The organism is Terrihabitans soli, assembly GCF_014191545.1.
GTDB classification, from domain to species: Bacteria; Pseudomonadota; Alphaproteobacteria; order Rhizobiales; family Methylopilaceae; genus Flaviflagellibacter; species Flaviflagellibacter soli.
Genome location: NZ_AP023361.1, coordinates 699,544 through 711,076 on the forward strand (window position 1 = coordinate 699,544; position 11,533 = coordinate 711,076).

Here is an 11,533-nt window from a genome sequence, read left to right on the forward strand (position 1 = left end):
TTCTTAAAGCGCGTTAAGCCGCCTGGCCTGCTGCGGGCGGCGGGATATTGGCGCCTTCGGCGGCGTACTGGTTCAGCTTGTTGCGCAGCGTGCGGATGGAAATGCCAAGGATATTCGCGGCATGCGTCCGGTTGCCGAGACAGTGATTCAACGTATCGAGGATCAGCGCCCGCTCGACCGTTTCGACGGTCAGGCCGACGAGAGACCGCGTCGCCGCCTCGGCGGCAAGGGCCGCCTGCTGGGCCGGGCCGGAATGCGCGTCCATGCGGGCGCCGTCCGGCGAGCGGATGTAGTCGACACCGATTTCCGGGCCATTCGCCAGAAGCACGGCGCGATGCATGGTATTTTCGAGTTCGCGGACATTGCCCGGGAAGCGGGCACGGGCGAGTTCCTTCTGCGCATCCGCGGAGATCGGCCGGTAGGGCAGGCCGTTGGCCTCGGCGAATTTTTTTGCGAAATGATCCGACAGCAGCGCGATGTCCGCCGGGCGTTCGCGCAGCGGCGGGATTTTTAGATTCATCACATTGAGGCGGTAGAGCAGATCCTCGCGGAAGGTGCCCTTCTTGACCTCTTCGGCCAGATTGCGGTTCGACGTCGCCAGAATGCGGATATTGACCGGCACCGGACGCTGGCCGCCGACGCGGTCGATCACGCGTTCCTGTATGGCGCGCAGCAGCTTGGCCTGGAGCCTTGCATCCATTTCTGAAATTTCGTCGAGCAGCAGCGTGCCGCCATCGGCCTCTTCGAACTTGCCGATGCGCCGGGCAACTGCGCCGGTGAACGAGCCCTTCTCATGGCCGAAGAGTTCGGACTCGAGCAGCTGTTCGGGAATGGCCGCGCAGTTGACCGAGATGAACGCCGCATGCGCCCGGTTGGAGCGATTGTGGATGTAGCGCGCCAGAACTTCCTTGCCCGTGCCGCTCTCGCCGGTGATCAGGACCGAGGCGTCGGATTTGGCGATCTGCGCCGCCATATCGACGACGACTTTCATCGCCTCGTCCTTGAAGACGATCTCGTGGCGGTCTTCGGCCACAGCCGCGAGGACAGCCGCGATCAGTTCGGGATCGGGCGGCAGGGGGATGTATTCTTTGGCGCCGGCATGGATCGCCGCGACCGCCGCTTTCGCATCGTTCTCGATGCCGCAGGCGACGAGCGGAACATGGATGCGTTCTTCTTCGAGGGCGCGGACCAGTTCTCTGATCGGTTGGCCCACATCGACCATCAGAAGGTCGGCGCCGCGTCCGGCGCGCAGCACCCGGAGGCACTGCTCGACATTCTCGGCGTGGGTGACCTTGGCGCCGCGATCCATAGCGATCTTGGTCGCCTGCGTGAGCTGGCCCGAAAGGGTTCCGACGATCATGAGCCGCATGGCTCTTACTCCTCAGTTGGAGGCGGCGCTCAGCGCTCGCTCTTGATGATTTCCGTCATGGTTACGCCCAGCTTCTCTTCGACGAGGACGACCTCGCCGCGCGCCACAAGGCGGTCGTTCACATAGATGTCGATCGCCTCACCGACCCGGCGATCGAGTTCGAGCACGGTGCCGGGGCGCATATTCATCAGCTCGCCGACTTCGAGCTTGGTGCGGCCGAGCACCGCCGAGACGGAGACGGGAACGTCGAAAACCGCTTCGAGATCGTCGGCGGTCTTCGGTCCGCTATTGTCTTCCGTCGGGCCGCCCGGGGGCTGCGCCTCCAGATCGGGAAGCGGAAGATCATCGCTCATCACTTATCTCCTTGCGCGGCCGAGGTCTCGACCGACGCGATATGATTATGAATCGTTCGTTCAATCGCCTGTTCGATGACGGCGCGTTCGCGCACGACACCGCCATCGGCCCATTCGAGACGCACATCGCCCGGCGCAATTTCGGGCTCGCCGAGAATGATGAGCTTGCCGGCAAAGCCGCGTTCGGCCGCCAGTGCGCCGAGATGGGCTTTGACGTCATCGACAAGGCTCTCATGCACGCGCACGGCGACATGCGGGGCGGTGCGGGCTTCGGAGAAGCATTCGCGCACCGCGCTTTCGATGGCGGACGCCGGGTAGCGGCCGATGGCGTGGCCCGCGAGCTTGCGCGCCAGCTCGAGCGCAAGCTCGATGGCTTCGATCTCCTGCGCCATCGCGCGCGCATCGGAACGGGCGATCTCGAGTGAAACCTGCACCGCGAGCTTTTCGAGCGCGGAGGCGATGCGCGAAGGCTGCTGGTCGAGCGCTTCGGCGCGCCCTTCGGCGAAACCGGATTTGAAGGCGCGCTGCTCGGCTTCGGAAATCTCCGCGAGATGGCGCGACATCGGCACCATTTCTTCGCTGCGGCGGCGGCCGTCGAAGTCGCGATCGAAGAGGAAGGGTTTGGCGCCGATCATCAGAACACCAGCTCGTCGTCGCCGCGGTTTTTGGTAATGAGGATTTCGCCCTTGGCGGCGAGATCTTTCGCGACCGCTACCATGTGCGACTGCGCCTCATCCACATCGCGCAGGCGCACGGGGCCCATGGCCTGCATATCGTCCTGCAGCATCTTGCCGGCGCGCTGCGACATATGGCCGAGGAAGAAGTCGCGGACCGATTGCGTCGCGCCCTTGAGCGCGACCGTGAGACGGTCGCGCGCCACATTGCGCAGCAGCGTCTGCACCGAGGCGGTGTCGAGGCGCATCAGGTCGTCGAAGGTGAACATCAGCGCCTTGATGCGTTCGGCGCTGTCGCGGTTTTCTTCTTCGAGCGCGGTCAGGAAACGCGTTTCCGTCTGGCGGTCGAAGGCGTTGAAGATTTCCGCGATCATTTCGTGCGCGTCGCGGCGGCTCGTCTGCGAAAGGTTGGACATGAATTCGGTGCGCAGCGTTTCTTCGACGCGCTCGATGATGTCCTTCTGCACGCTCTCGATGGTCAGCATGCGCTTGACGACGTCGAGCGCAAACTCGTCGGGCAGTATCGCAAGAACGCGTGCCGCATGTTCGGGCCGGATCTTCGACAGCACGACGGCGACGGTCTGCGGGTATTCGTTCTTCAGATAATTGGCGAGAACCTGTTCCTGAACGTTGGACAGCTTCTCCCACATATTGCGGCCGGCCGGACCGCGAATTTCTTCCATGATCTGCGTGACGCGATCTTTAGGCAGAAAGCCGCCGAGAATACGCTCGGTGGAATCGAAATTGCCCATCAGTGCGCCGGTTGTCGACATTTTCGAGACGAACTCGACCATCATGGTCTCGACGTTCTCGGCATCGATCGTGCCGAGCGTCGACATGGCGTGGGAGATGTCGCGGATTTCGTCGTCGTCGAGCTGCTTCCAGATCCCAGCGCCGTGCTCTTCGCCGAGCGCGAGCATCAGCATGGCGGCGCGTGAGGCGCCGTTCATCGTCTTTTTGGCGGGGGCGAGATGGGCGGGGAGGGCCATGGGTCAGCTCACGCGGGTTCCGCCAGCCACTGGCGGATGATGGAAACGGTTTCGGCGGGGTTGCGTTGGGCGAGTTCGCCGACCTTCTGCAGCGATTGGGCGTGCACTTTGCCGTTCACCTGCGACAGCTCGATCATGCGGGCGGTCGGATCGGGGGGACTGGCGGGAGCCAGCGCCTGCTCAAGCGGCGAGGAGGGCGAGACGGTCGGAGCGAGAGCCGGCAGTGCGGCGCGCTGTTCCGGCGTCAGGATGCGGCGCACCAGCGGACGGACGACGAGGAGGAGAACGAGCAGCGAAACAATGCCGAGAACGATCATCTCGATCACCTGCATCAGATCGTTCTTGGTGATGCCGAGCGAGGCGAAGCCGGCCGCATCGTCGATCGGGCGCACGCCCGGCGGTTCGGCAAAGCGCAGGTTCACGACTTCGATCTGGTCGCCACGGCCCTGATCGAAGCCGATGGCGGAGCGGACAAGGGCGGCGATGCGGTCGAGCTCTTCCTGAGCGCGCGGCGCATAGGTGACCGAGCCGGACGGGTCGCTGGCGTAAATACCGTCAACGAGAACGGCGACCGAGACCTTTTTCAGGCGGCCGGCTTCGAGAACCTCCGTGCGCGTCGAGCGCGAGATCTCGTAATTGACGGTCTCGTTGGCCTTCTCGGATTTTTCGCGCGAGGCGGCGGCGGGATCGGCGGGGTTCGAGCCCTGCTGGTTCGGAAGCTGCGTCGACACCGAAACGGTGCCGGGGCCTTCGGTGCTGTCGTTCTTCTCTTCGCTCGTCTGCGTCGAGCGGACGACGCGGCTGTCCGGATCGAAAGTGTCGGAGGTGTTGGTGACCTTGGAGTAGTCGAACGTGGCGTTCACTTCGGCGCGGGCGCGGCCGGCACCGACAACGCGCTCGACAATGCCCTGCACCTGATCCTTCACCCGGCGCTCAAACGCCGCTTCGCGCTCCTGCGCGCCGGAGGGCAGGCCGTCTTTGTCCATATTGGCGCCGTCGGCAAGGAGGCGGCCGGTTTCATCGACGATCGAGATCGCTTCCGGATCGAGGCCCTGCACGGCGGAGGCGACGAGATGGACGATGGCACGCACCTGGCCCTGGCCGAGATCGCCGGACACGCGCAGCACGATGGAAGCGGTGGGCTTGGGCGCATCGCGCGCAAACAGCGGACGCTCGGGCACGACGAGATGCACGCGCGCCGCCGCAACGCGGTCGAGCGAGCGGATCGAACGGGCAAGCTCGCCTTCCAGGGCGCGCAGCCGGTTTACGTTCTGAAGAAAGCTCGTGGAGGAAAGGCCGTCGCCCTTGTCGAAAATTTCCCAGCCGACGCCGCCGCCCGAGGGAAGGCCCTGTTCGGCGAGCTTCATGCGGACCTGGGCGACCGATTCGCTCGGCACCATGATCGTCGAGCCGTCGCGCGAGGTCTGGTAGGGAATGTTCTGGGCTTCGAGTTCCTTGATGACGGCGGACGAGTCCTGAAGCGTCAGGTCGGAGAAGACCGGCACCAGGCCGGCGTCCGAAACCCTGAGCGCCACGAAGCCGAAAAACCCGATCAGCGACAATGTCACGGCCAGCATGGCAACGAGCCGCGGTGCGCCGAGACCTTTCAGGAAATCGATAAATCCGCCCAAGCTTTTGATCCGTGGCTGATGACACGGCCCCCTGCAGCACCAACGCAGCGCGGCGCTACCCGGCAGAAATTGCCGGGTGTTGGGTAAACGGCTGGTTAACGCGCGCGTTAAGGTCGCTCATGGACCGAGCCTGCCGCAGAGAGGTGGGGATTAAGAAAAGAAAAACGCGGGCCTTTTCGGACCCGCGTCGTGTAAAACTTAAGTAATCTTTATGAATTCGCGTTAAGGCTCAGCCGACGCGATATTGCTGGATCCGCGTCGTCCGCAGACCCGCCAGGCCGTGCCGGTCGATCGATGCCTGCCAGCCGAGAAATTCATCCACCGTAAGGGTATAGCGGGCACATGCCTCCTCAAGGGAGAGCAGGCCGCCGCGCACCGCGGCCACCACCTCCGCCTTGCGGCGGATGACCCAGCGCTTGGTATCGGTCGGAGGAAGATCCGCAATTGTAAGCGGGCTTCCATCGGGGCCGATAACGTATTTCACCTTGGAACGCGGCAGTTCGGTCATGGGATACTCGCAACGAAGACTGACCAGAATTTCCGGGAGACTACCTATCGCGATTTAAAATTTGCCTAAGCTGTAGAATCAGGGGCTTACACCAATAGAGGGGTTGCCCCTTCCGGGCCGGGCAGGACTTGCCGCAGGCGGCAGTTTCTGCCGGGCCGAAACCTCCGTGAGACGCCGGGAAGAGACCGGCATTCCGGAACAAAAGTAAGATATTTCAATAGGATGACTGTTCCGGCACGGGGTGGAACAGGGCTTGCGAGACACGACGCGCAATAAGGTGCGCCGCATGTCTTTAACTTTGGCTGATCTTCTGTCTCCGACCCCTCAAATGCCGAAAACCGCGGCAGGCGGGGTCGTCGCGACTTCCGAAACCGCCGATGGCGGCGCCTTTGCCGAGGCTCTTAAAGCCTTCCGGGCCGGCGCCGAGACGGCGACGGGGGAGGCGGGAATTGCCATACCCGTGCCGGGAGAGATCGGTGCCGGGGTTCCGGAGCTGCCGGTCCGCATCCAGACGGAAGCTGTGATCGGCCTTGAAGCCGTTCTTCTGCCGGCCCCGCCGGCGGAAGGCGATGCGGCCGTCGAGACACCTGTTATTCCCGGCGCGGCGGTTCCCGCGACCGATGGCGTTGTGACCGCGCCGGTTCTCACCGGCGAAATCCCGGCGGAAGGCGAGGGCGAGACGCCCGATGCCGCGCCGGACGGTGTGACCGATCCCAATCTTGTTATTGCCGCGCCCGTTATCGCGCCTGCGCCGCTGGCTGCTCCTGTCGCGCCCGTGGTGACGGAAGACGCAGCTCTTACTCTTGCGGTCTCGACCGAGACGCCGCCGGACATGCCGCAGATGCCGCTGGCGGATGCCGAGCCCGATACGGCGCCGCTGCTCGAAGGCCGCGCGTCCGCAGCCGGCGCTCCGCCGCCTTCCTCTCTGCCGCCGGTGCTGAGCACGGGCGACACCATTCCCGATCTGCCGAAAGAAGTGGTGGATGCACTGGCGCCGCGCGCGCCTCTGCCCGCCGCTGAAGATATTGCCGCCGCGGTGACGAAACCCGTTGCGCCTCCTGTGACGGCAGCGCCGAGCGCCCCGATCCCGGCGGCTCTGCAGGACATCGCGTCCGATCCCGATGTGATTTCGGTGCAGGCGCAGGCCGGCGCCGTCATTTCGAAAGATGCATATGAAGACGGCGATGCTTCGGCGCCCGCCAGCGTGACACCGCCGCCGCGCGCTGTTGCGCCCACGATTACTCCGCTCACGCAGACAGTGGCGACGCCGGATGCCGAGATCCCCGCTGTCCCGGCCGAGCCTGTTCTCGCCGCCGATCCTGAAACCAAGGCCAAGGCCGCCGATGGCGCGCTTGCCGTATTGACGCAGAAGCCGGAGGCGGCGCCCGCGCCGGCAAAACCCGCGGCGCCCGTCGAGCCTCAAGCGCAGCCGGTTGCGGCCGCGCCTGATGCGCCTTCCGATGTGAAGGCCGCCGATCCCAAACTCTCCGTGGACGAAAAGCCCGCGCCGGAAAAACCGGTAGCGGAGCGTCCCGCTCCGGCGGAGAAGCCTGTCCAGCAGGCCGATACGCGTGCTTCTCAGGCGCCTGTGCCGGTCAATGACAAGCCCGCCGTGACCGAACTTGCGGCGAAAAGCGTGCAGCAGCAGTCGCAAAACCTGCCGGCAACGGCAATTCCGCAGCTTGCCAGCGAGATCGTCTCCAAGGTTAAGCGCGGCGTCACGCGGTTTGAGGTCCGCCTCGACCCGCCGGAACTCGGCCGTATCGACGTTCGTATTGACGTCGATAAGGACGGCCGCGTGACGTCGCGTCTTATGGTCGAGAAGACCGAAACGCTCGATCTGCTGAAGGCCGACCAGCGCGCGCTGGAACGTGCGCTGCACGATGCCGGCTTCAAATCCGAACAGAACTCGCTGTCCTTCTCTCTGAAAGATCAGCGCGACGGTCAGGCGAAATTCGAGGAGCAGCGTCAGCTGCAGCAATCATCTGATCCCGCCGAGACCGAAGAAGAACCGGTCCGGCATGTTGCCGATAGCGCCTACCGTGCCGCACTTCGCGGTCCGGGTGGCTTCGATCTACGTGTGTAAAGGAGTATCGTCATGGCCGGTCTCAACGGTGTAACGTCCGCCCCTCCCATTACCGCTCAGTCCTATAGCGGCGGGGCGCAGATCGCTGACAATTTCCAGAGCTTCCTTCAGCTCCTGACGACGCAGTTGCAGAACCAGAACCCGCTGGATCCGCTCGATACCAACCAGTTCACCCAGCAGCTCGTGCAGTTCGCCGGCGTCGAACAGCAGATCTCGACGAACTCGACGCTCGCCGCGCTGCTTCAGGTGATGGATACGAGCCGCCTCACGGGCGCCGTCGATTATATCGGCAAACAGATCACCGCCGAAGGCGCAACCACCGTGCTCGATGAACAGAGCGCGGTGTGGAACATCAATGTCGGATCCGAAGCGCCGCAGACGACGATCGTCGTCTCCGATGCCGCCGGCAATCAGGTCTACACGCAGGACATCAACCTGACGAAGGGCAACAACGTCTATGCCTGGCAGGGCAAGAGCTCGAGCGGCCAGGTCATGCCGGACGGCTTCTATACGATCCAGGTCGTTGCCCGCGACGCCAAGGGTCAGCCTGTGACGGCCACAACCGACATCCAGGGCAAGGTTACCGGCGTTGAGCTCGAGAACGGTGAGCCGGTGCTGAAGATCGGCGATACGATCCGGGTCAAGCTGGCCAATATCAAATCGGTGGTCACGCCGCCTGCCGCACCGCCGGCGGACGACAGCTCGGATACTTAACGCCACTCCCCGAAAGGGGAGGCCTTATGCCTCTGGCACGTGGCGGCTGAAGCGCCTACATTCCGGCCTCCAAACTGACCCTGGTGGCCCATGGCTTTCGACCTCGACCTTTCCGGACCCCGCGCGACGAATCGTGTCGTCGTGGCGATGTCGGGCGGCGTGGATTCGTCGGTCGTTGCGGCATTGCTCAAGCGTGAAGGCTATGACGTCGTCGGCGTCACGCTCCAGCTTTACGATCACGGCGCGGCCGCCCATCGCAAGGGCGCCTGCTGTGCGGGCCAGGACATCTACGATGCCCGCAGAGTCGCCGACGCTATCGGCATTCCGCATTATGTCCTCGACTATGAAGAGCGCTTCCGCACGAAGGTTATCGACCGGTTCGCCGCAAGCTATGCCGCGGGCGAGACGCCGATCCCCTGCGTCGAGTGCAATCAGCAGATCAAATTCGCCGATCTTCTCGGCACGGCGCGTGAACTCGGCGCCGCCGTCATGGCCACGGGCCATTATGTGTCGTCGCGCGCGCTGCCCGGCGGCGGCCGGGCGCTGCATCGCGCCGCCGATCCCGATCGCGACCAGAGCTATTTCCTTTACGGCACGACGCGCGAGCAGTTGAACCTTCTTCGCTTTCCGCTCGGCGATCTCACCAAGACCGAGACGCGCGAACTGGCGCGCGAATTCGGACTGCACATCGCCGACAAGCATGACAGCCAGGACATCTGCTTTGTCCCGACGGGCTCTTATTCCGACATTGTCGGACGCCTGAAGCCGGAAGCCGGCGAGCCGGGCGAGATCGTGCATGTCGATGGACGCGTGCTCGGGTCGCACAAGGGCATCATGCATTACACGGTCGGCCAGCGCCGCGGCCTCGGGCTCAGCGTCGGTGAGCCGCTGTTCGTCGTCGGTCTCGATCCGCGCAAGCATCGCGTGATTGTCGGTCCGCGCGAAGCTCTGGCGACGCCGAAGATCGTGCTGCGCGACGTCAACTGGCTCGGCGACGAAGAGATCGGCAATCGGGGACAGAATGTATTCGTGAAGGTGCGCTCGACGCGCGCCCCGCAGCCGGCGCTTCTGACGCGCGGCGCATCCGGCATCGAAGTCGCGTTCGCGGATGCGGAAGAGGGCGTTGCGCCCGGACAGGCCTGCGTCATCTATGACGGCGCGGAAGCTCAGGCGCGCGTGCTCGGCGGCGGCGTCATCGCTTCGGCAACGAAAGTCGAGCCGGCCTCTAGCGAATTTGCGGTTGCCTGACCCTTATGGCGATCCAATACGATCTTGAAGGCCAGCAGCGCGTCTACGAAAAATGGGCGCCGATCTACGACGCCATCTATCATAAGTTTCTTTCCGATGCGCATTCGAAGACGGCCGCTGCCGCTTCGAATTGCGGGCGCGATATTCTCGAAGTCGGCGTCGGTACGGGCCTTGTCCTTCGCTACTATCCGCCGGACCGCAATGTCGTCGGCGTCGATTTGTCGGTGCACATGCTGCAGAAGGCGATCGAAAAGGTCGATGAACTGGGCCTCACGCATGTGAAGCTTCTGGCGTCCATGGATGCGTGCCGGCTCGGCTTTCCCGATGCGCGCTTTGATGCGGTGGCGGTGCCCTTCGTCATCACGCTCGTTCCCGATCCCGAAGGCGCGCTCGATGAGATGCGGCGCGTGCTGAAGCCGGGCGGCGAAATCATCGTGACGTCGAAGCTCGGCGCCGATCGCGGCATTGTTCCGAAAATCGAGGAATGGCTCGCGCCTCTGATGCGTCAGGTCGGCTGGAGCTCGCACTTCAAAGTGAGCCGCCTTGAAAAATGGGCGGCACGGCATCCGGATATGGATGTCGTCGAAGTCGCGCCGGTTTTCCCCTGGGGCTTCTTCAAACTCGTGCGGATCAAGAAGAAGGCCTAAGCCTTCTCCTTCTCGGCGAGCTGCTTTTTCAGCTCCTTCATCGCCATGAAATTCTTGGTCACGTCGCGGATGACGGAGACCATGGCTTCGACTTCACCCGTCTTGCCTTTGATGAGCACGATAGTGAATTCGATGGAGTTGCGCGTGCCGTCCTTCTTGAGACCCGGCACGGCGAGCATATCGCCCGCGCCGTAGCGGCTCTGGCCGGACGCGGCCGTCTGATGATAGCCCTCCCAATGGCGCTCGCGGAACGGCTCGGGAATGATGATGTCGAGCGATTGGCCGAGCGCTTCTTCCTCGGTGAACCCGAAAATGCGTTCGGCGCCGGGGTTCCACAGAATGATGTTTCCGGCGCGATCGCTCGCGACCACGGCGTCCGAGGCGCTGCCGATAATGGCAAGGCCGAGCTCTGCGGGCGTGACCATCTCTGAGTCCTTACGCTGATAGGGGCCGCGGGCGGCGAGAGGTTTTGACGGCTCGGCATCTTCCGCCGGCGGAAGGTCTTCATCGAGAAGCTCCTCGACCGGGCCGAAGAATTCATAGTGGATGCGGCTTGTCGGAACGCCTTCCTTCGCAAGGCCGGAAACGAAAGCCTTCAGGAAGGGCAGCGGGCCGCAGACATAATAGTCGGCGTCTTTGAGCGGCGTGTTCTGACGCAGGAAGTCGAGGCTGAGCCGCCCGGGCTCGTCATAGTCGCGGCCTTTGACGTCTTGGCTCCGCGGCGCGGAATAGAAGACGGTAACATCCGTGCCGCCGTGCAGTTTTGCGAGATCCTTCACATGCGGTCCGAATGCATGCACAGAGCCGTCAATGGCGCAGTGAATGAAATCGGCTTTCAGTTTCGTGTGCCGGTCGGCCAAGGCTTCCAGCATGGCGATCATCGGCGTGACGCCGACACCGCCCGATAAAAACACGACGGGCCGTGTCTGATGGTCGGGCAGAAGGAAACTGCCGGACGGCGGCATAACCTTGATCTTCGTGCCGGGCTTTGCCTCGTCATGCAGCCAGCGCGACACGGTGCCTTCGGGCTCGCGCTTCACCGAGATCCGGTAATGCTCGCCATTGGCGTCGCAGGAGATCGTGTAATTGCGCTTGATTTCGCCTTTGCCCGGAATGTCGAACAAGAAGGTCAGATGCTGGCCGGGCTTGTGGCGCGGCACGGGCGCGCCGTCTTCGGGGCGCAGATAGAAAGACGTGATGATCCCGCTTTCAGGGGTCTTCTTTTCGATGAGAAAGGGACGCCAGGAGGTCCAGTCCGTCATTCTTGTTCTCGCTTCGGACAGAGATTTAGGGCGACGACTCAAAGTCTGGAAC

At 63.5% G+C, this 11,533-nt stretch carries 11 protein-coding genes; 4 read left to right on the plus strand and 7 right to left on the minus strand.

Features of this window, described 5'->3' with window-relative positions; all coding sequences use genetic code 11:
* Positions 1-13: 13 nt before the first annotated feature.
* The 6 genes from flbD to sciP form a co-directional block, all read right to left on the minus strand.
* Positions 14-1,369: a sigma-54-dependent transcriptional regulator FlbD gene (gene flbD / locus IZ6_RS03620; protein WP_222876649.1), complete on the minus strand. Its 1,356-nt coding sequence runs from the start codon at positions 1,367-1,369 to the stop codon at positions 14-16.
* Between the two features lie 29 nt (positions 1,370-1,398).
* The gene (fliN, locus tag IZ6_RS03625; RefSeq protein WP_222876650.1) at positions 1,399-1,722 is read right to left on the minus strand and encodes a flagellar motor switch protein FliN; all 324 of its coding nucleotides are present in this window, start codon (positions 1,720-1,722) and stop codon (positions 1,399-1,401) included.
* The gene (locus IZ6_RS03630) at positions 1,722-2,357 is read right to left on the minus strand and encodes a FliH/SctL family protein (RefSeq protein WP_222876651.1); all 636 of its coding nucleotides are present in this window, start codon (positions 2,355-2,357) and stop codon (positions 1,722-1,724) included. The genes fliN and IZ6_RS03630 overlap by 1 nt, the downstream gene beginning before the upstream one ends.
* Positions 2,357-3,385: a flagellar motor switch protein FliG gene (gene fliG / locus IZ6_RS03635; protein ID WP_222876652.1), complete on the minus strand. Its 1,029-nt coding sequence runs from the start codon at positions 3,383-3,385 to the stop codon at positions 2,357-2,359. The genes IZ6_RS03630 and fliG overlap by 1 nt, the downstream gene beginning before the upstream one ends.
* 8 nt (positions 3,386-3,393) lie before the next feature.
* A complete protein-coding gene (fliF, locus tag IZ6_RS03640) occupies positions 3,394-5,016 on the minus strand; it encodes a flagellar basal-body MS-ring/collar protein FliF (RefSeq protein WP_222876653.1) in 1,623 nt (540 codons plus the stop codon).
* A gap of 229 nt (positions 5,017-5,245) precedes the next feature.
* The gene (gene sciP / locus IZ6_RS03645) at positions 5,246-5,524 is read right to left on the minus strand and encodes a CtrA inhibitor SciP (protein WP_222876654.1); all 279 of its coding nucleotides are present in this window, start codon (positions 5,522-5,524) and stop codon (positions 5,246-5,248) included.
* A gap of 286 nt (positions 5,525-5,810) precedes the next feature.
* Between sciP and IZ6_RS03650 the strand changes: the two genes are divergently transcribed.
* The 4 genes from IZ6_RS03650 (at position 5,811) to IZ6_RS03665 (ending at position 10,219) form a co-directional block, all read left to right on the plus strand.
* Positions 5,811-7,610 carry a flagellar hook-length control protein FliK gene (locus tag IZ6_RS03650; protein WP_222876655.1) on the plus strand — a complete coding sequence of 600 codons (1,800 nt, stop codon included), beginning with the start codon at positions 5,811-5,813 and terminating at the stop codon, positions 7,608-7,610.
* Between the two features lie 12 nt (positions 7,611-7,622).
* Positions 7,623-8,324 carry a flagellar hook assembly protein FlgD gene (locus IZ6_RS03655; protein ID WP_222876656.1) on the plus strand — a complete coding sequence of 234 codons (702 nt, stop codon included), beginning with the start codon at positions 7,623-7,625 and terminating at the stop codon, positions 8,322-8,324.
* A gap of 90 nt (positions 8,325-8,414) precedes the next feature.
* A complete protein-coding gene (gene mnmA / locus IZ6_RS03660; protein WP_222876657.1) occupies positions 8,415-9,572 on the plus strand; it encodes a tRNA 2-thiouridine(34) synthase MnmA in 1,158 nt (385 codons plus the stop codon).
* Between the two features lie 5 nt (positions 9,573-9,577).
* Positions 9,578-10,219, plus strand: coding sequence for a class I SAM-dependent methyltransferase (locus IZ6_RS03665; RefSeq protein ID WP_222876658.1), 642 nt, complete (start codon positions 9,578-9,580; stop codon positions 10,217-10,219).
* Here IZ6_RS03665 and IZ6_RS16055 read toward each other — a convergent pair.
* Positions 10,216-11,481, minus strand: a complete 1,266-nt coding sequence (locus IZ6_RS16055) for a PAS domain S-box protein (RefSeq protein ID WP_222876659.1) — start codon at positions 11,479-11,481, stop codon at positions 10,216-10,218. The two genes, IZ6_RS03665 and IZ6_RS16055, sit on opposite strands and share 4 nt — an antisense overlap.
* Between the last annotated feature and the right edge of the window lie 52 nt (positions 11,482-11,533).